This window comes from Lactobacillus gasseri ATCC 33323 = JCM 1131, from assembly GCF_000014425.1.
GTDB lineage: Bacteria > Bacillota > Bacilli > Lactobacillales > Lactobacillaceae > Lactobacillus > Lactobacillus gasseri.
Genome location: NC_008530.1, coordinates 768,924 through 788,896, shown reverse-complemented (window position 1 = coordinate 788,896; position 19,973 = coordinate 768,924). Strand labels below are relative to the sequence as shown.

Sequence of the window (19,973 nt, the reverse complement as noted above, 5' to 3'; positions counted from 1 at the left end):
AAAAATTATCCTAACTCTTTTGTAATCATCGCATCCAAATCAGAAATATTAACTTCCATAGCCTTTTCATCAGTTGGACGCTTAACTTCTACGATTCCATCTTTTGCCTTACGCCCAATTGTAATTCTTAATGGCGCACCGACTAAATCTGCATCATTAAACTTAACACCTGGACGTTCATTTCTATCATCGTATAAAACATCATACTTAGTTGAAAGTTCTTTTTCAAGTTTTTCAGCCAATTCTGTTTGAGCTTCATCTTTCATCTTCATTTGAATTAAATGAACATCAAACGGAGCAATTTCTTTTGGCCAAGCAATTCCGTTTTCAGTTAAATGTTGTTCAACCGCTGCGGAAAGCATTCTTGTAACACCAATTCCGTAAGAACCCATAATTACGGGTTTTGCCTTACCATTGTTGTCTAAGAAATCAGCGCCCATAGTCTTCGTGTAGTAAGTACCTAACTTGAAAATGTGACCAACTTCGATACTTGTAGTAAATTTCAATGGTAAATGATCAACTGGATCTAGTTCACCTTCATTTGCTGTACGAATATCAGCAAATTCATCAACCTTGAAGTCACGATCTAAATTAGCGTTTTGATATTGATAATCAGTTTCATTGGCACCAACAACTACATTGTATAAGCCCTTAACTGTTTCGTCTGCAACAATCTTATCGGCCCAGTCAGCACCAATTGGTCCTACACCACCTTTTTCAGAACCAGTAATTTCTACTAGTTCATCTGCATTTGCAGTTCTCACTTCATCAGCATCTAAAACGTGTCCCAATTTAACTTCATTAATTTCTTTATCACCACGAATCAAAACTAAGACTTTTTGATCATCGGCAATATATAAAATACTCTTAACAATTCTGGTAGCAGGTACTTTAAGAAATTCAGCCAATTTATCAATTGTATCCATACCCGGAGTAGCGACTTTAGTTAATTCCTTTGCGTCTTCTGGATCTTGCTTAAAGGTATCAATACTTTTAGCCATTTCAAGGTTTGCGGCATATGTTCCTTTTTCATTTGTAGCAATTGTATCTTCACCAATTGCAGCAGGAGCTTGAAATTCAGTTGAATTCTTTCCACCCATTGTACCGGAGTCAGCAATAACTGGGTGAACAGTCACACCAGCACGATTAAAGATCTTTAAATATGCACTCTTTTGATCATCAAATTGTTCATCTAATTGTTCACGAGTTGCAGCAAAGCTGTATCCGTCAAGCATCACAAATTCTCTACCACGAAGAAGGCCGAAACGAGGACGATTTTCATCACGGAATTTTGTTTGAATTTGATACAAAGCAAGTGGCATTTGCTTGTAACTCTTCAAATTCTTGGCAACAATTTCAGTAAAAGTTTCTTCATGTGTCGGTCCAAGCAAACTTTCACGACCATGACGATCTTGAAGTTTAAACATTTCTGCGCCATATTTTTTATAACGACCAGATTCTTGCCATAAAGTAGCAGGCAATAAATGAGGCATAATCATTTCAGGCACATTAATATTGTTCATTTCCTCTTCAATAATATTTTCTGCCTTACGTAATACACGATAACCTAATGGTAAGTATGCATATACTCCAGCAGTTACCTGACGAATATAACCACCTCTAAGCATTAATTGGTGACTTTTTGCTACAGCATCAGAAGGTGCCTCTTTTAATGTTGGCATAAAAAATTTTGATTGACGCATTTATTCCTCCAAAAATTTACTTAATAAAATATCGATAAATATCGTTTCCAGTTACAGCAACGATTAATAGTAATAGAATGACAAAACCAATTACATCTACAATAGCTTCTTTATCTTCAGGAATTGGTTTTCCAATAATTAGCTGAATTAGGTTAAGTAACAACTTACCACCATCTAGTCCTGGAATTGGAATTAAGTTTACAATTCCTAAGTTGATAGAAATCATTGCTAAAAATGCTAGCAAATAAGTAAAACCCATATTTGAAACTTGAACTGTTTGTGAGTAAATTCCAACTGGACCAGAAAGCTTATTTAAACTAAAATGTCTAAACAAATTTCCAACTGCATTAAATATTAAACCAGTAGTACTAATACTTGTATCCCAGCCCCGCTTTAGCTTAGCTCCAAGACTATTATCGGGTTTGCCATAAAATCCTAATTGATAAATTCTTTGACCATTTATTTTTCTAGCTTTGGGTTTTACTGAGAAATCTTTAACTTTGTTTTCTCTCTTTACCGTCACTTCAACAGTCTTTCCCTTGCTTTTTGCAAGTTCAGAAGCAATTTGATTGAAATTACTAATTTTCTTGTCATTAATTGCAATAATTTGATCATTAGCTTTAATACCAGCAATCTGAGCTGGTTGATTAGCAATTGTGTTTCCTACTGTTGTAGTCGGAGCACCAGGAGCTGCTAAAGACCAAATAATAAATACAATAAAGCCCAAAATAATATTCATAAAGGGATCAGCGAAATTAGTAGCTAGTTTTTTTCCAACACTTGCTTCTTGAAATTGCGTATCACGTGGCGCAATTAATAATTCAGTACCATTTTGTTCGATAATCGTTGCATCATGATCAACAGCATATGTTTTAAGTTGATCTTCATTTCCATTTTCATAACCTTGAATAGTTAGATCATCTACCAAATCCGCTGAATTAACCTGCACAGGAATACCTTCAATAGGCATTTGAGATCCGGAAGCATCGATTCGCTTTACCTTATTTTGCTTATCTAACTGCAAAACTACGGTAGTACCGGGATCAATCTTAGCAGCATCATCAGGGCCAGCTAAGCGAACATATCCCCCTAATGGAAGCCATCTTATCGTATAAGTGGTCTTAGCACGCATTTTTTGGAATAGTTTTGGCCCCATACCAATTGAAAATTCACGAACTAGAATACCGCATTTCTTTGCAACAATAAAATGTCCAAATTCATGAACAAAAACAAGTATCCCAAAAACAACTAGAAAGATTAAAATACCTTTCATTTAGCAGTTCTCCTATAAAATACCCATAAATGCAACAACAGGTAAAACGAAAAGCATGCTATCAAAACGATCTAAGATTCCGCCATGACCGGGCAAGATTTTTCCTGAATCTTTTACACCATAAAAGCGCTTGTAGGCAGACTCAACTAAATCTCCCATTTGTCCAATAATTGACAAGAAAAAGGCCAAGATAATCATTAAAACATTATTTCTACCGGTAGGAACTAAAGCGACATAAACTGCTGCAACAATTACTGCACAGATAACTGCGCCAATGGAACCTTCCCAAGTTTTATTTGGGCTAATTACTGGCCATAACTTATGCTTTCCAATCTTACGACCGACCATATAAGCCGCAATATCTGTTGACCAAACTACAGCAAATACATAACCTAAGATTGCTAATCCAAGATGAGCATTTCTAATAGCTGCCATAAAGTGGAAACCAGTACCAATATATAACGCTGCAATAGTATAAACACCAGCGTCATCAAAAGTTACTCTATTCTTAGATAAAACTGTTCTTACCAGCATTAGCATTACAAAAATATAAAAAACATTATACTTATTCAAAAAAGCTGGTAAAAACTTAAAGAATGAGTCAGGCACTGCCATAGTCAAAGTGGCCAATAATGCCAAGATAAAATCCCAAGAAACAATAATCTGTTTCTTCATGATAAAAATTTCGCTAATTCCAACTGCTGCAAAGGCACAGGCAAGGACATCAATCCAGATGCCTCCCATTAAAACAATCGGAATAAATAAAATTAAAGCTACAATAGCTGTTATTACACGTTGTTTCATTTAAAAATCTACAGTTCTAATAATTTTACAATTTTCCAAATCGACGATTACGTCCGTAGTAATCTTTAACTAAGTTTTCCAAATCATTTTTATCAAAATCTGGCCATAATTTATTTGAAAAACTAAATTCAGTATAGGCCATCTGCCATAACAAGAAATTTGATAAACGTTCCTCTCCTGAGGTTCTAATCAATAAATCAGGATCGTCATATGGAGTTAAGGAATGAGTTAATAAATGATCAGAAACCATCTTTTCATCAATATCACTAGGATTTATTTTTCCTGCTTTTACTTGACGAGCAATTTCTTGGACACCAGCAGTTATCTCACGTCGAGATCCATAATTAAAGGCAAAATTTAAGACCATACCGGTATTATTAGCCGTTTCTGCCATTGCCTTTTGTGTTACTAGATAAGTCTTCTCAGGTAATTCATCTAAAAAGCCCATGATATTTACCCGAACATTATTTTCCATTAATTCAGGCATAAACTTATCAAAAAAGTCAATTGGCAAACGCATCAAATAATTTACTTCATCCGTGGGTCTTGCCCAATTCTCAGTTGAAAAGGCATAGAGAGTTAAGACTTTGATTCCCATCTCATTTGCTGCTAGAGCAATATTTCGAATATTATCCATTCCATGACGATGACCAACAAACCGAAGTAAATTTCTTTTTTTTGCCCATCTGCCATTACCGTCCATAATTATGGCTAAATGATTAAGTGATTTTTTTGATTCTGACATAGTTTATCAAGCCCTAGATTAACCTTGAGTAATTTCTTGACTCTTTTGATCTGCTAATTTATCAATTTCTTTAGTAGCATCATCAGTTACCTTTTGAACTTGTTTTTCTAAACTACGTTGTTCATCTTCAGTAATATCGCCATTTTTTTCTTGACGCTTTAAAGTATCCATTGCGTCACGACGAACATTACGAACTGCAATCTTTCCTTTTTCAGCAAGCTTACCTACTTGCTTAGCAATTTCTTGACGACGTTCACCAGTCAATTGTGGAATAACAATTCTAATTACAGTTCCATCGTTGGCTGGTGTAATACCAAGATCAGAAGCTAAAATAGCATGTTCAATATCATCTAAACTTGACTTGTCATAAGGAGTCACCATTAATACACGTGCTTCCGGAATACTTACACTAGACATTTGTGTAAGAGGGGTTGGAACACCATAATAATCAACCTTAATTCCTTCTAGTAAGCTTGCGTTTGCAACACCAGCACGAATACCGCCTAATTCTTTTTGAAAGACAGCGATAGACTTTTTCATATTATCTTTTGCTTTTTCAATTACTTCATTAGCCATTATTTATCACCCTTAATTACAGTACCAATATTTTCGCCCATAACAACTTTCTTAATGTTACCAGGCTTATTAACATTAAAGACAACTAAAGGAATATTATTATCCATAGATAGTGAACTAGCTGTACTATCCATTACCTTTAAGTTCTTTGAAATCAAATCAAGTTGGGTTAATTCAGAATACTTCTTGGCATTTGGATCAACCTTTGGATCAGCTGAGTAAACTCCGTCAACCCCATTTTTAGCCATTAAAATGACATCAGCATCAATTTCAGCTGCTCTCAAGGCAGCAGTAGTATCAGTTGAGAAGTAAGGATTACCAGTACCACCACCGAAAATAACTACACGACCTTTTTCTAAGTGACGCATAGCTTTACGACGAATATAAGGCTCCGCAATTTGACGCATTTCAATTGATGTTTGAACACGAGTTGGAACACCTAAATTTTCTAAGCCATCTTGCAAAGCTAAGCCGTTCATAATTGTAGCCAACATACCCATGTAGTCAGCTTGAGCTCTTTCCATACCTAAGTTTGCACCAGTTTCACCACGCCACATGTTTCCACCGCCACAAACAATACCGATTTCAACGCCCATATCATGTACAGACTTTATTTCCTCAGCTAAGTGCTTAATAACTTCTGGATTAATGCCAGTACCTTTTTCGCCAGCAAGAGCTTCACCTGAAACTTTTAAAATGATACGCTTGTACTTAATTTGACTCATAAATTTACCTCCTCATATGCTTTTATCATTTTACCATAAAATCACTGTAATATATTATACAGAAAAAAAGGGAGCAGCGCTTTAGCGTTACTCCCTTTTAAGTAAATAATTACTTCATTTGTTCACGTACTTCAGCAGCAAAGTCTTCTTGCTTCTTTTCAATACCTTCGCCAACTTCATAACGTTGGAAAGCAACTAACTTAGCTCCCTTTTCCTTCAAGAATTCACCAACAGTCTTGCTGTCGTCCATAATGTAGTTTTGTGATAAAACTGCGAATTGCTTATCAACTTGAGTATTATCGTCAATAAAGCGTTGCATCTTACCAGGAATAATCTTATCCCAAATCTTTTCAGGCTTACCTTCTTCTTTAAGTTCAGCCTTGATGTCTTCCTTAGCCTTAGCTAAAATCTCATCACTTAATTGCTTTTCTGAACCATAAACAAGGTATGGCAATGGTTTCTTGTTTACCAAAGCACGACTTTCATTATCTTGATCAATCTTGTGGTTCATCACAGCCAATTGATCAGTAATGAAATCATCATCTAATTCTTCAGGTGAAATAACCTTAGGACTCATAGCAGCAATGTGCATTGCTAAGTGTTTAGCAGTAGCAGCATCAGCACCTTCTAAAACAGTGATAACACCAATTTGGCCACCATTATGTTGGTAAGCACCAAATTCTTGATCATCAGTCTTTTCTTCTAAAGCGAAACGACGCAAAACAATCTTTTCACCAATTGTAGCAGTTGCATCTACAAAAGATTGAGCTAAAGTAGTACCATCAGCCATCTTTAATTCTTCAGCTGCTTCCATGTTGGCAGGTTTACCTTCAGCAATAGTCTTAGTAGCTGCATTTACCAAGTTAACGAACTTATCGTTTGAAGAAACAAAGTCAGTTTCTGAGTTAACCTCAGTGATAGCTGCAACATTACCATCAACGTAAACACCAGTTAAACCTTCAGCTGCAACACGGTCAGCCTTCTTAGCAGCTTTAGCCATGCCTTTATCACGAAGATATTGAACTGCTTTATCCATGTCACCGTCAACTTCTACTAATGCTTTCTTAGCGTCCATAACACCAGCACCAGTACGTTCACGTAATTCCTTAACTAATTGAGCAGTAATTTTTGCCATTAATATGTCCTCCTACAGAACTAACAGTAAAAACAAATTAGTCTTCTGATTTTTCTACAACTTCTTCGATAGATTCTTCGTCATCGTTTTCAGCTGCAGCTTTGTCAGCCATTTCTTTTTCAACGTCTTCGCTGTCATCTTGACCTTGCTTACCTTCGATAATTGCGTCAGCCATAGCACCTGAAATTAAACGAATTGCACGAATTGCATCGTCGTTTGCAGGAATAACAACGTCGATTGGATCTGGATCAGTGTTAGTATCAACCATAGCTACTACAGGGATACCTAAAATGTTTGCTTCGTGAACAGCGATCTTTTCTTTCTTAGGATCAACAACAAACATAACATCTGGAATTCTAGGCATATCTTCGATACCACCTAAGAATCTTTCAAGTTTTTCCATTTCCTTAGTCAAAAGAGCAACTTCCTTCTTTGGTAATACATCGAAAGTGCCGTCTTCTGACATTTCTTTTAATTGCTTTAATCTCTTAACACGGCTTTGGATAGTAGTCCAGTTAGTCAAAGTACCACCTAACCAACGTTGGTTAACATAGTATTGACCTGCACGTGTAGCTTCTTCTTTAACAGCGTCCTGTGCTTGCTTCTTAGTACCAACGAATAAGAATACACCGCCGTCTTGAGCAACTGCCTTAACGTAGTTGTAAGCGTCATCTAACATCCTGATAGTCTTTTGCAAGTCAATGATGTAGATTCCGTTTCTTTGAGTGAAAATGTAAGGAGCCATCTTTGGATCCCATCTTCTAGTTTGGTGACCAAAGTGGACACCTGCTTCAAGCAATTGCTTCATAGTAACAACTGTCATAAAAAATTCCTCCTGGTTAATTCCTCTCAAGAGGTCGTATTAAATTCTGACCAAAAATTGGCACCTAGGAATTTAATCGCTCTTGATGTGATATAAATTTAAATATGCAAAATGCATACTCGAATATTGTAACGAATAAAGTTCTTAAATGCAATTAAAATTTTACATTATGTTCTTTTAAAAATTCTTCTTTCCACTTTCTTGAATGATGCTTAAACCAATATTCTCTTTTTAAAGCCAGCCTTTTATCAGCAAACTCTTCATGGTAAATCATCTTTACCGGTCGGCGTGCTTTTGTATACTTAGCACCCCTTCCCTCATTGTGCATCTTTAATCGGTGCTTTAAATCGTTTGTAAAACCGCCGTAGAAACTGCCATCATTACATAATAAGCAATAAAAATAGTATCTTTCTTTCTTTTGTTTTTTATTTTCAGAAATAATTTGCTCTATCTCAGGTGTAAATGATCCATCCGGATTGTGAACAACAATTGCATCCCTTAAAGTTAAACCATCGCTAGCTGTATTTCTAATTGCCTCAACTACCACTAAATTTGCATCTGCATTTCTCTTTGAAACAAATGGCTGTACCCATTTCACACTTAAATGGTTTTCTAAGCAATAATGCATGATTTCACCCAAACGTTCTGGGCGATGAACCATAAACATTTTTCCTTTCATCTTTAACATATCGCTTGAAACTTTTATTATTTGTTCAAGATTAATTGCTAGTTCATGTCTTGCTAAAGCCTTCTTTTCATCTGGATTAATAACATGTCCCTTAGGAACTTTAAAATAAGGTGGATTAACAACCACCATATCATATTTGTCTTTGCCTAACTTCTTAGGCGCCTCTAAAGCATTTAAGCAGTGCACTTCGATCCGATTTTCCAACTTATTCAACTTAATACTACGGCTTGCTTGATCAGCCATATCTGCTTGTATTTCTACAGCATCATAATGAGCTCGATTAAAATAAGACATATAAATACTGGCTGCGGCGTTTCCACTACATAAATCAACAACTTTATAGTTATCATGTATTTTTATCTGTGCAAAGTAGCCAAGAAGAAGTGTATCTAAAGAAAAAGAAAAAGCATCTTTTTCTTGAATAATGCGTAAATCATCATTATACATATAGTCAATTCGTTCATTAGGTTTTAATAGATCCATTTTCTATACCCTTCTAAAAATTCTTTGCTGTATTGTATAATACTATACATAAAATTGGAGGAAACAATATGTTTTATAAAATTATTCGCCCAATTGCACGTTTTATTGTATGGGTACTTAATGGACATCTGCATGTCCATCACAAAGATCGGATTCCAAAAGGAAATTATATTTTAGTTGCACCGCATAGAACTTGGTGGGAGCCAATTCTTTTTGCTCTAGCTGCTAGCCCAATGGAATTTATGTTTATGGCAAAAAAAGAACTTTTTAAAAACCCTGTATTGCGCTTTATTTTAGTTCATGCACATGCTTTTTCAGTAGATAGAGATAATCCCGGACCTTCTGCAATTAAAATTCCAGTTAAAGGACTACGAAAAAGTGACCTCTCTTTAATTATCTTTCCGTCTGGAACTCGTCATTCTGAGGAACTTAAAAGTGGCGCCTTCGTGATTGCTAAAATGGCCAATAAGCCCTTAGTTCCTGTTGTCTATCAAGGGCCTCTCACTTTTAAAGGATTACTTAAAAGACAACCATTAGAGGTTTGTTTTGGCGATCCCATTTATATTCCGCGTAAAGAGAAAGTCAACAAAGAAACTACGCCAGCCTTGTATCAGCAATTAGAAGATGCATGGGATAAACTAGATAAGGAACAAAACCCTAGTTTTCATTATATTGCAAAATAATTTTTTATTATTTAAGATTTTTAGTGTTAGAATAACATAGTCTAATGTAGAAAAGGAGAATCAGTAATGTTAGAAAAACCTTTATATAAAATGATGCTTAGTCATTCATTCAATATTCCAGTAAAAGTTACTTACTGGGATGGAAAATCAGAAGTTTATGGAAATGGCACACCGGAAGTGGAGGTTATTTTTAACAAAAAGATTCCTTTTAAAGATATTACAAGTAATGCATCTTTAGCTTTAGGTGAAGCTTATATGAATAAGGACCTTGAAATCAAGGGAAGTATTCAACAGTTAATTGAAGCTGCTTATGAAAGTAGCGAATCCTTCATGCGTGCTTCAAAGTTCAGAAAATTTTTACCTAAGCAAAAGCATACTGAAAAACAAAGTCAAGAAGATATTCAAAGCCACTACGATATTGGAAATAACTTCTACAAATTATGGCTTGACCCAACTATGACCTACTCATGCGCTTACTTCACTAACGGAAATACAGATGACCTTGAAGCTGCTCAAATTGCAAAAGTTCATCATATTCTTCAAAAGCTAGATCCCAAGCCAGGTAAGACCTTGTTAGATATCGGCTGTGGTTGGGGCACTCTAATGTTAACTGCAGCTAAAGAATACGGATTAAAAGTTACTGGTGTTACCTTGAGTCAAGAACAATTTGATCTAGTTAACAAAAAAATCAAAGATATGGGGCTCGAAGACCAAGCAGAAGTTTTACTTGAAGATTATCGCGAATTAGGTAATCGTAACTTTGACTATGTAACTTCTGTAGGAATGTTTGAACACGTTGGCTCAGAAAATTTAGGCGAATATTTCAAAGATGTTGCTAAGTATTTAAAACCACATGGTGTTGCTTTGATCCACGGTATTACTCGTCAACAAGGCGGTGCTACTAATGCTTGGATTAATAAATATATCTTCCCAGGTGGCTACATTCCTGGTTTAGTAGAAATTGTTTCAAGAATTGAAGAAGCTAACTTGCAAATTGCTGATATGGAAATGCTTCGTCGTCACTATCAAAGAACTCTTGAAATCTGGGATAAGAACTTTAATGACCACCGTTCTGAAGTTGAAGGAATGATGGGTGAACGTTTTGCAAGAATGTGGGACATGTACCTTCAAGCTTGTGCAGCATCTTTTGAATCAGGAAACATTGATGTTATTCAATATCTATTTAACTAAAGGCCCATCAGGTAAAAGCTTACCAATGACTCGTCAATACATGTTAAACGATAAATAATAACTTAAAAAATATACAGTAAAAATGCTCGGTCAGTTGACCGAGCATTTTATTTATTACTATTTTGTTGTAGCTTATAAAGATTGTAGTAGTAACCTTTCTTTTCTAGTAACTCTGTATGTGTTCCTCGTTCTACAATTCTTCCTTTATCTAAAACAATAATTTGATCAGCATCTGCAATTGTAGAGAGTCGGTGAGCAATTGCTAATGTTGTCCTTCCTTGACGAAGTTTCTTCAACCCTTCTTGAATCAAATTTTCTGTTTCAGTATCAACATTCGCTGTTGCCTCATCTAAAACCAAAATTTTAGGATCCGTTACTAAAGTTCTAGCAAAAGAAATTAACTGCCTTTGGCCTTGGCTAAGCTCTGATCCGCCTTCAATCACTTTAGCATGATACCTACCAGGCATCTTTTCGATAAAAGAATCAGCTTGAACTGCTTTAGCTGCTTTTTTAATTTGTTGATCAGTAATTTGATCATTATATAAACGAATATTTGAAGAAATATCGCCATAAAACATGAACGGTTCCTGTAAAACCAACCCTAATTTTTTGCGTAATTCTTTTTTCGAAAACTTTCTAATATCAATATCATCAATTAAGACTTGTCCACTACCAAATTCATAAAATCTCATCATCACGTTGATGATCGAACTTTTTCCTGATCCAGTATGACCAACAATTCCTAGAGTCTCACCAGGATTAACTACAAAAGATACATTATGCAAAATCTCATGCTTGCCATCATAAGAAAAACTAACATTTTTAAATTCAATCTTGCCTTTAGAGATTACTGCATTTTTATCATCTTCTTGCTTAGGCTCATATTCTGTTTCATCCATAATTCGAAAAATACGTTTTCCGGCCACAATTCCATCTTGAAAGAAAGTCATTCGATCCATCATAGTAGAAATTGGATTAAAGAACTGCTGTACATATTGAGAAAATGCATAAACAATTCCAGCTGGAACAAAGGTCTTTTGAAGTGGAAAGCCAAAGTACATTAAGACTAGTGCTAATGCTAAAGAATAAAGCAAACTAGTCATTGGAGACAACAATAGTGAGTTGACCCTAATCATGTTAAAGCGAGTTTTCATCAATGTGCCATTTTCATTTTCAAAATGATTAGTCATTCTTTTTTCTTGCTTAAATTGCTGAATTAAGGATACACCTTCTATCGACTCATTTAAATTCGTATTAATCCGGCTTAAGCGTTCACGAAAACCACGATATAATTTTGAGCTTTTCTGCGTATAAATCCAAAAAACAAAACCTAAAATTGGCAAAAATAATAGCACGATCAAAGCGGCAACTTTATTGGTCACATACATTGCTACAAAAGCAGTTACTAATGAGAAGACCCCAATAACTACCTGACAAAGTACTCCCAAGAAATCGCTCAAAGTCATCGTATCATTAGTAACTCTTGAAACAATTGAACCAGCTGGAGTCTGATCAAAATATCGCATCCCTAGGCTGTGAAGCTTATGATACAAATCTTTTCTGACACTCTCAAGCGTCTTTTCAGCACCAAGGGCATACAAATACTGGTACACGAATTGAAGAAGCGCCTTAATAATTGTTCCTAGCCCATACAACAAGCCAGCCCAAATAATAATTTGAACTGTTGCTTTTTGTTTAATCAAATAATTATCTAAGAAAAATTGCAGCCCTCTCGGCAAAAGCATATTAATTACACTTACTAAGAAAGCCCCAAAAACGGCGATCCCCATCTCAACTTTAAAAGGTTTAACATATTTTAAAACACGTTTAAAAATCTGAACTTGTTCTTTAAACGGTATTGCCTTTGACCAAACTGATTTAGTTTCTTCATTATTGCCCATCTACTTCACCCACCTTTGCTTGTAATTCTTGTTTACGCCACATTTCAGCATACCAACCATCTTGGGCCAGTAGCTCATCATGCTTTCCTCTTTCAACAATTTTTCCATTCTTTAGAACTAGAATTAAATCAGCATCCATTACTGAAGTTAAACGGTGTGCCGCAATCAATGTCTTTTTTCCTTTTCTCTCAGATCTAAGTGAATCCAAAATAGCAGTTTCTGTTTTCGCATCAACTGCTGAAAGAGCATCGTCCAAAATCAAAATCGGACTTTCTTTTAATAATGCTCTAGCAATTGATAACCGTTGCTTTTGTCCACCAGACAAGGAAACACCGTTTTCTCCAACTAAAGTTTGATAACCCGCTGGCATCTGCATAATATCATCATGTAAATCACTCTTTTGAGCTGCAGATTCTATTTTACTTTTAGCTGCGTCTTGATCTGAAAATGCAATATTCTTTTCAATTGAAGTAGAAAATAAAAAGTTATTCTGCGGTACATAAGAAATTTCATTTAACAATAATTTTAGCGGAATATTTCGAATGTCATGTCCGCCTAAAGTTATTTTGCCCTGATAGCGATCGAATTCTCTAAGTAAAAGCTCAATAATTGTAGTTTTACCAGCTCCAACCTTACCAACTAATCCTAATGTTTGTCCTGGTTTTAAGGTGAAATCAATATTTTGTAAGACGGGTATTTCCTTTTCATCAGGATAAGAAAAAGATTGAATATCATATTTCAGATCACCTTGAATATCTTTAGCCGTTAAACTTTGATCAGCGTTTTCATCTGTAATTTGCGGTCTTTCATATAAGAGACGTTCAACACGATCATAAGAAGCTGATCCTCTTTCTAAAATATTAAATAAATAACCAATCGCAAACATTGGCCAAACCATATTGGAAATATAAGCAATAAATGAGACTAACTGTCCGACCGATAAAGTATGATTTGTTACTAATAAACCACCATAAATAATTGTAATTACATAAGTGGCCCCAATAATTAAGGTTCCTAGTGGATCAAACATTGAATCCCATTTAAAAACTTTCTTATTGATCTGAATAGTTTCATCTACCATTTTGTTAAAGGCGGCAGAATCCTGCTTACTTTCGCCAAATGCTTTCAATACTTTAATTCCAGAAACAGATTCTTGAGTTTTATTATTTAAACGAGAAAATGCCGCCTGTGACTTATCAAAACTATAATGAAGTTTATCTCCTAATTTCCAAGCACCTAAAGCAAGAAAAGGAAGCGGCAAAAGTGCAATAATTGTTAAGCGAAAGTCTGTAAAGATAATCATTGCAATCATCGTTGTTCCACCAGTGACTAATGAGTCGACTAAAGTTAAAATACCGTCTCCCGCAACATTTTGAATAGAATTAATATCATTTGTTGCATGCGCCATCAAGTCACCAGTCCGGTGTCTTTGATAAAAAGTTCGATCCATTACCATAAAATGTTTAAATAAACGTGACCGCATTTGCCTTTCTAATTCAGCAGCACCACCCCAAATCTGCTTACGCCAAAAGTAACGTAATAAATACAAAACAATTGCAGCTGCAACAACCGCTAAAATTAGAGCGCCGTATTCGCCCCAACTAATTGATCCCTTATCTAGTTGATCCGCCATCAATCCTAAAATTCTCGGAGGTACTAAATTTGCGATCGAAGTTAAAGCCAAAAAACTAATTCCAATAATATATCTCTTTTTTTCTTGCTTAAAAAACCAGCCCAATTTGCTGAAAATATTCATCTTTTCACCTCACAATATACAAAAAAACAGAGGAAACCGGTCCTCTGTCTATTACCAAATATTAGTAAAGTAAGCTACTACTTTTGTTGTTGATGCTTCATCATATTCATAACTTGATTAAGCTTCTTAGTGGATGGTTTTTGTCCCATTTGCGCCATCATAGCTGCAATCATATCTTCACTAATAGGAGGATTGTCTTGGAAATACTTCTTCATGTATGCACGAGCACCGTAAAATCCGCCGACAAGACCGATTAATAATGCGATAATAATAAGAAAAATTGCTAAACCTAAATTCATTTCCCAAAAACCTCCGAAAATTAATGTACTTTTTCAGCATACCAAAAAAACAGCTATTTTTAAAGTAGAAGATTAATCTTTTCTTAATCCTTTACGACGTTGTGCCTCTTTTGCTTTTTCTGAGGTTACTTCTTTACCATTTTCATCAATAACTACCGTGTCTTCTAATTGCTGTCTAAAGCCTGCACGGAAGTTTTCTAGAAAAGCGGATCTTAATTTCTTTCGTTCTTCCACTTCACCAGGAGTTAATTCACGTTCTCTACTAATTTTAGTTAGCTCATTAATTCTTTTAATCAGCTTTTCCTCTTCTTTTTTATCCATAAATAAACACCTCACTAAACAATGTTAGTTTACCTTAATTATAGCAATAAAAAAAGACTCAACTACCAAGAACGCCTGTTTGCTGAGATAAAGTTTTTTTGTTAGAATACTAGTAAGTAACTATATGGAGAAAAAATTATGACTGAACCACATGCAAATAAACAATTAGAAATTTTACGTTTTATTTACGATACTGTTGAAGAACGAGCTTTTCCACCTACAGTTAGAGAAATCTGTAGTGCAGTTGATCTTTCATCAACTTCAACTGTTCATGGTCATTTAGCTCGCCTTGAAAAGAAAGGATATATTTTAAAAGACGCCACTAAACCAAGAGCAATTGAAGTAACTGAAAAAGGACGAGAAGCTTTAGGAATTAAACCTAAAGATATTCCAATTGTTGGCGTAGTGACTGCTGGTCAGCCAATTTTAGCGGTTCAGGATATCGATGAATATTTTCCTCTTCCACCCGATCTTGAAAATGATGCTGGCGAACTTTTCATGTTACGCGTTCATGGTGAATCAATGATTAATGCTGGGATCCTAAACGGTGATCATGTAATTGTGCGCAAGCAATCTAGTGCAAATAATGGCGAAATAGTGGTTGCTATGACTGAAGATAACGAAGCAACAGTTAAGAGGTTCTTTAAAGAGGATGGATATTACCGTTTACAACCTGAGAATGACACTATGGATCCAATTATTTTACCTGTGGTTCAAATTTTAGGTAAAGTTGTCGGTCTATATCGTAACAATATTGATTAAAAAAACTGGTCAGGAAATTAATTCCTACCAGTTTTTATTTTTTCTAACTTAAATTAAAGGTTTTACATTTAACCAATCTTGAGCAATTATATCGGTAAGTTTTCGATTATAAAAAACTGCTGCCGGGTGATACTGCGGTACTACCGTATACTTTTCTTTAGACCAAACATAGCCATCCTTTTTATCGTTTAATTCTAAAATCGAGGTATTTTTAATAATTTTACCATGTACTTTACTAATTTCATATTTATGGTCAAGTAATCGGCTCAAAGCAGTCGTACCCACGGTTACAATAACTTTAGGTTGAGCATATCGCAACTCGAAATCTAATAAAGGAGCATGCGCTAAAATTTCTTTTTTAGTTGGTTTTCGATTAGGGTATTTTGTGACTTCTTTATTTTCTTTCTTACTAAATACCTTCTTCACGCTATAAGGTCGACTTCTTACTGCGCTAGTAATATAGACATCTTCTCGTTTTAAGCCAATTGAAGCTAACGACTTCATTAATTCTTTTCCGGAAGCACCATGAAAAGGAATCAGTGACTCTATTTCTTCTCTTCCTGGCGCTTCACCAATAATCATTAATTTAGGATGAGCTGGACCAGCTCCAAAATTGATTCCTTCTAATCTCATCCCTTTTGATCTTTCCTTGACTTCAGCTAATAACTTATCTGGATATTTCATTTTTAATATAGTCCTGCGCTTTTCTTAAAAGCTCATTCAATTCTTCATAATGCAAACAACTACTAGCCGCTTCTAAATTTACCCATTTAAAAGCACCTATTTCACTTTTTTGTAATTTAATTTTCTGACTCGGAATAAATTCACTTAAGAACAAAGTTACTGTCTTTAAACGATCACGAGCTATTTTATAAGTAAGACTTTCTTCAAAACTAAAATCATAGTTTGGCCTTAATCCAACTTCTTCATAAACTTCTCTTTTTGCCGCTTGTACATTATTTTCTCCAGCTTCAAGATGTCCTTTAGGAAAGCCCCATGTACGATTTAGCATGCTTTGAACTAGTAAAAACTCTATTTCATTCTTATTAATTCTATAGATAATGCTGCCTGCTGAGTACTCATGCACTGTCTTCATTATGTGCCCTCCTTTTAATTTGCAGTTTACTTTATTATAAGCTAAATTATCATTTCAAACCTTTTGGAGATTTATTACTTTTCTATTTTTTCTCTCTTATTTTTAGTTTAATCGACAAAATGCAAATTTAAGGTTACACTTTATGATGAAATAGATTAAATAAGGTGAAAAAATTGAAAAAACAAGAACAAACTGAAAGTTGGGGGCAGTGGATTCTCCAAGTACTAATTTTAGTAGCGATATTTTTTGGTATATTCTTTGTACTAAATAAATTTGTTTTTGCTAATTTAACAGTATCTGGAATTTCAATGCAGCCAACTTTTGAAAATAATGACCGTGTTATTGCACTTCGGCATGCTAAGATTAAACAAGGCGATATTGTAATTGTTGATGCTCCTGATGAGCCTGGAGCTCTTTATATTAAAAGAGTTATTGGACTACCAGGAGATACCGTTGTAAGTAAAAATAATCAAATCTATATCAATGGTAAAAAAATTAACCAACCTTGGTTGAAGGCTGGTCAAAAACTAATTGACAATGGTGAAGATGGCATTTCTGGTACTAAATATACCAATACCCAAAACTTTACCCTCAGTTCTTTAGCTAAAACACAAGATTACCGCCAATTCTATACCTCTAAGCAGCTAAAAGAGATGCAGAAAACTAACAAAGTTCCTGCTAATACTTATTTTGTAATGGGAGATCATAGAAGCGTTTCAAAAGATAGTCGTTACATCGGAACAATTCCGAGAAGCAAAATTGTTGGCGTAGTAAAAATGCGGTACTGGCCATTAAATCATATTACATTTTATTAATAATTAAGAGTTTCATTTTTGAAACTCTTATTTTTTATACAAAAAAAGCTATCTCTTTCGAGATAGCTCTTAATATTGTTTTGATTAATCGAATTAACCGCGACGCTTTTCAGCAATTCTAGCTGCTTTACCATGACGTTCACGTAAGTAGTAAAGCTTAGCACGACGTACACGACCGTGACGAAGAACTTCAACTTTAGCAACACGTGGGTCATTTACTGGGAAAGTACGTTCAACCCCAATACCAGATGACATCTTACGTACAGTGTAAGTTGCGCTAATACCAGCACCCTTACGCTTGATTACGACACCTTCGAACATCTGGATACGTTCGTGAGTACCTTCAACAACACGTACGTGAACACGAACAGTATCACCTGCACGGAAATCAGGCATGTCATCACGTAATTGTTCTTTAGTTAATTCTTGAATTAATGGATCCATTATTTTCTCTCCTTCTACGGCATTCATCAACACTCAGTGCCAGCGGAATACCCATAAATAAGTGGCTTATGCCACAACGACTAGTTTACCAAATAGAAAAAAACTTGTAAATACTAATTCTCTTTTTCAAGTTTAATTTCTTCAAGCATCTTCTTTTCTTCATCTGTTAGTATTCGTTCAGCTAACATATCTGGACGATGAAGATAGGTTGCACGTAATGCTTCTTTATGGCGCCATTCAGCAATTTTTTGATGATTTCCAGATGTTAACACTTCAGGCACCTTTTGCCCTTCAAAATCAGCCGGACGAGTATATTGAGGATATTCTAAAAGTCCATGAGAAAAACTTTCTTCAACTGGGGAAGCAGCATTTCCTAAAATCCCAGGCAATAAACGTACAGTTGCATCAATCATACTCATCGTTGGTAACTCGCCTCCAGTAAGGACATAATCACCAATCGAAACTGTTTCATCAGCTAAGTCATATACTCTTTGATCAAATCCCTCATAGTGGCCACAAATAAATGTTAGATTTTCTTCTTTAGACCAATCTTGCGCCATCTTTTCATTAAAAGTCTTTCCTTGAGGAGCTGTAATAATTACTTTTCCTTTATTAGTTAAAGAATCCAATGCTTTTTTTATCGGCATAATTTGTAACACCATGCCAGCCCCTCCTCCATATGGAGTGTCATCAACATGATGGTGGACATCTGTAGTAAAATTGCGGAAATTAACTAAATTTAACTCCCATTTTTTATCTTCTAATCCTCTTCCTAACATTGATACTTGCAAAGGCGTAAACATATCTGGGAATAGGGTTAAAACATTAATTTTCATCTCGTAATCCCTCAAGTAAAGTTACTTCTATTCTCTTATTAGCTAGATCAACCTTATTAACGACTGATTCAATATTTGGAATCCAGAAACTTTTGCCATGTTCTGGTTTTATCTCCCAAATATCGTTAGCACCAGGGGTTTCAATGTTTGCTAAAACTCCAAGCTTTTCACCAGTTTCAGCATCATAGACTGGGCAATTCAAAATATCTTTGAAATAGTAGCTACCCTCGGGTAATTCTTGTTGATCTGTTTCTGCTACATATAATTCTTTACCACAAACTTTTTCAGCTTGATCTATACCATCAATTTCTTCAAATTTAACTAAGTAAAACTGTTTATGACGACGCGCACCATCTACAATTAATTCTTGGTACTGATCACTATTCTTAATAAATAATCTGCTCCCATTAGCTAATCTTTCCTCAGGAAAATCAGTTGTCGCATTTACCTTAACTTCTCCCTTTAAGCCATGAGGAGATAATATCTTTCCAACTTCAAAATACTCAGTCATTGTACTTGTTCTTTCTAATAAAAAAAGTTTGGGAAAAGCTTTCCCAAACTTCTAAGTTGCAATAGTAAATTACTTACCGTACTTTGCGTCGTGGTATCTAGTCATCAAACCAGCTTTTGAAAGTAAGCTTCTTACAGTATCTGATGGTTGAGCACCTTTTTCAAGCCATTCAAAAATCTTGTCTTCTTCAAGCTTAACTTCATCAGGATTAGTAAGTGGGTTGTAGTAACCAACTTCTTCGATGAAACGACCATCACGTGGCATACGTGAATCAGCAACTACGATACGATAAAAAGGTTTTCTCTTTGAGCCCATACGGCGCATACGAATCTTAACAGACATTAATTAATTCCTCCTAAATTTCTTGACTTAAATAATATAGCATAAAGCCAAATAAGTGTAA

At 35.2% G+C, this 19,973-nt stretch carries 22 protein-coding genes and 1 pseudogene; 4 read left to right on the top strand and 19 right to left on the bottom strand.

Annotated elements, in window-relative coordinates:
• Positions 1–5: 5 nt before the first annotated feature.
• From LGAS_RS03975 to LGAS_RS03935, 9 genes are all read right to left on the bottom strand, one after another.
• Positions 6–1,703 (bottom strand): proline--tRNA ligase, encoded by a 1,698-nt coding sequence (locus tag LGAS_RS03975; protein ID WP_003647483.1) that lies wholly within the window; start codon positions 1,701–1,703, stop codon positions 6–8.
• A gap of 16 nt (positions 1,704–1,719) precedes the next feature.
• Positions 1,720–2,976: an RIP metalloprotease RseP gene (gene rseP / locus LGAS_RS03970; protein ID WP_011678872.1), complete on the bottom strand. Its 1,257-nt coding sequence runs from the start codon at positions 2,974–2,976 to the stop codon at positions 1,720–1,722.
• Between the two features lie 12 nt (positions 2,977–2,988).
• The gene (locus LGAS_RS03965; protein ID WP_003647485.1) at positions 2,989–3,780 is read right to left on the bottom strand and encodes a phosphatidate cytidylyltransferase; all 792 of its coding nucleotides are present in this window, start codon (positions 3,778–3,780) and stop codon (positions 2,989–2,991) included.
• 25 nt (positions 3,781–3,805) lie between these two features.
• Positions 3,806–4,525 carry an isoprenyl transferase gene (locus LGAS_RS03960; protein WP_003647486.1) on the bottom strand — a complete coding sequence of 240 codons (720 nt, stop codon included), beginning with the start codon at positions 4,523–4,525 and terminating at the stop codon, positions 3,806–3,808.
• An 18-nt stretch (positions 4,526–4,543) separates the two neighbouring features.
• Positions 4,544–5,101, bottom strand: coding sequence for a ribosome recycling factor (gene frr, locus LGAS_RS03955; protein ID WP_003647487.1), 558 nt, complete (start codon positions 5,099–5,101; stop codon positions 4,544–4,546).
• Positions 5,101–5,826 carry a UMP kinase gene (pyrH, locus tag LGAS_RS03950; RefSeq protein ID WP_003647488.1) on the bottom strand — a complete coding sequence of 242 codons (726 nt, stop codon included), beginning with the start codon at positions 5,824–5,826 and terminating at the stop codon, positions 5,101–5,103. The genes frr and pyrH overlap by 1 nt, the downstream gene beginning before the upstream one ends.
• Positions 5,827–5,935: 109 nt before the next feature.
• Positions 5,936–6,961, bottom strand: a complete 1,026-nt coding sequence (tsf, locus tag LGAS_RS03945) for a translation elongation factor Ts (RefSeq protein WP_011678871.1) — start codon at positions 6,959–6,961, stop codon at positions 5,936–5,938.
• Between the two features lie 37 nt (positions 6,962–6,998).
• Positions 6,999–7,784 carry a 30S ribosomal protein S2 gene (gene rpsB / locus LGAS_RS03940; protein ID WP_003647490.1) on the bottom strand — a complete coding sequence of 262 codons (786 nt, stop codon included), beginning with the start codon at positions 7,782–7,784 and terminating at the stop codon, positions 6,999–7,001.
• Positions 7,785–7,938: 154 nt separating this feature from the next.
• On the bottom strand, positions 7,939–8,955 hold the full coding sequence (locus LGAS_RS03935) for a GIY-YIG nuclease family protein (RefSeq protein ID WP_003647491.1): 1,017 nt from the start codon (positions 8,953–8,955) through the stop codon (positions 7,939–7,941).
• A 68-nt stretch (positions 8,956–9,023) separates the two neighbouring features.
• Between LGAS_RS03935 and LGAS_RS03930 the strand changes: the two genes are divergently transcribed.
• Together LGAS_RS03930 and LGAS_RS03925 are read left to right on the top strand one after the other, a co-directional pair.
• A complete protein-coding gene (locus LGAS_RS03930) occupies positions 9,024–9,638 on the top strand; it encodes a lysophospholipid acyltransferase family protein (protein ID WP_003647492.1) in 615 nt (204 codons plus the stop codon).
• Between the two features lie 66 nt (positions 9,639–9,704).
• Positions 9,705–10,887, top strand: a pseudogene (locus tag LGAS_RS03925) (class I SAM-dependent methyltransferase).
• 49 nt (positions 10,888–10,936) lie between these two features.
• On the opposite strand, the gene LGAS_RS03920 reads toward LGAS_RS03925, so the two are convergent.
• From LGAS_RS03920 to LGAS_RS03905, 4 genes are all read right to left on the bottom strand, one after another.
• Positions 10,937–12,730 carry an ABC transporter ATP-binding protein gene (locus LGAS_RS03920; protein ID WP_003647494.1) on the bottom strand — a complete coding sequence of 598 codons (1,794 nt, stop codon included), beginning with the start codon at positions 12,728–12,730 and terminating at the stop codon, positions 10,937–10,939.
• Positions 12,720–14,486 (bottom strand): ABC transporter ATP-binding protein, encoded by a 1,767-nt coding sequence (locus LGAS_RS03915; RefSeq protein WP_003647495.1) that lies wholly within the window; start codon positions 14,484–14,486, stop codon positions 12,720–12,722. The genes LGAS_RS03920 and LGAS_RS03915 overlap by 11 nt, the downstream gene beginning before the upstream one ends.
• Positions 14,487–14,563: 77 nt before the next feature.
• On the bottom strand, positions 14,564–14,785 hold the full coding sequence (locus LGAS_RS03910) for a YneF family protein (RefSeq protein ID WP_003647496.1): 222 nt from the start codon (positions 14,783–14,785) through the stop codon (positions 14,564–14,566).
• A 72-nt stretch (positions 14,786–14,857) separates the two neighbouring features.
• Positions 14,858–15,106: a DUF896 domain-containing protein gene (locus LGAS_RS03905; protein WP_003647497.1), complete on the bottom strand. Its 249-nt coding sequence runs from the start codon at positions 15,104–15,106 to the stop codon at positions 14,858–14,860.
• 138 nt (positions 15,107–15,244) lie between these two features.
• On the opposite strand from LGAS_RS03905, the gene lexA reads away from it, so the two are divergent.
• On the top strand, positions 15,245–15,868 hold the full coding sequence (lexA, locus tag LGAS_RS03900; RefSeq protein WP_003647498.1) for a transcriptional repressor LexA: 624 nt from the start codon (positions 15,245–15,247) through the stop codon (positions 15,866–15,868).
• A 48-nt stretch (positions 15,869–15,916) separates the two neighbouring features.
• On the opposite strand, the gene LGAS_RS03895 is transcribed toward lexA, so the two are convergent.
• Entirely contained in the window at positions 15,917–16,552 is a 636-nt protein-coding gene (locus tag LGAS_RS03895) for a uracil-DNA glycosylase (RefSeq protein WP_003647499.1), read from the bottom strand.
• The gene (locus LGAS_RS03890; RefSeq protein ID WP_003647500.1) at positions 16,536–16,964 is read right to left on the bottom strand and encodes a bis(5'-nucleosyl)-tetraphosphatase; all 429 of its coding nucleotides are present in this window, start codon (positions 16,962–16,964) and stop codon (positions 16,536–16,538) included. Before LGAS_RS03890 ends, LGAS_RS03895 begins: the two co-directional genes overlap by 17 nt.
• Before the next feature lie 173 nt (positions 16,965–17,137).
• Between LGAS_RS03890 and lepB the strand changes: the two genes are divergently transcribed.
• Positions 17,138–17,779 (top strand): signal peptidase I, encoded by a 642-nt coding sequence (gene lepB, locus LGAS_RS03885; protein ID WP_003647501.1) that lies wholly within the window; start codon positions 17,138–17,140, stop codon positions 17,777–17,779.
• A 93-nt stretch (positions 17,780–17,872) separates the two neighbouring features.
• Here the strand turns inward: lepB and rplS are convergent, their stop codons facing one another.
• From rplS to rpsP, 4 genes are all read right to left on the bottom strand, one after another.
• Positions 17,873–18,223, bottom strand: a complete 351-nt coding sequence (gene rplS / locus LGAS_RS03880) for a 50S ribosomal protein L19 (RefSeq protein ID WP_003647502.1) — start codon at positions 18,221–18,223, stop codon at positions 17,873–17,875.
• A gap of 113 nt (positions 18,224–18,336) precedes the next feature.
• Positions 18,337–19,059, bottom strand: a complete 723-nt coding sequence (gene trmD / locus LGAS_RS03875; protein WP_003647503.1) for a tRNA (guanosine(37)-N1)-methyltransferase TrmD — start codon at positions 19,057–19,059, stop codon at positions 18,337–18,339.
• Positions 19,049–19,570: a ribosome maturation factor RimM gene (rimM, locus tag LGAS_RS03870; RefSeq protein WP_003647504.1), complete on the bottom strand. Its 522-nt coding sequence runs from the start codon at positions 19,568–19,570 to the stop codon at positions 19,049–19,051. Before rimM ends, trmD begins: the two co-directional genes overlap by 11 nt.
• A gap of 69 nt (positions 19,571–19,639) precedes the next feature.
• Positions 19,640–19,912: a 30S ribosomal protein S16 gene (rpsP, locus tag LGAS_RS03865; protein ID WP_003647505.1), complete on the bottom strand. Its 273-nt coding sequence runs from the start codon at positions 19,910–19,912 to the stop codon at positions 19,640–19,642.
• Positions 19,913–19,973 lie beyond the last annotated feature (61 nt).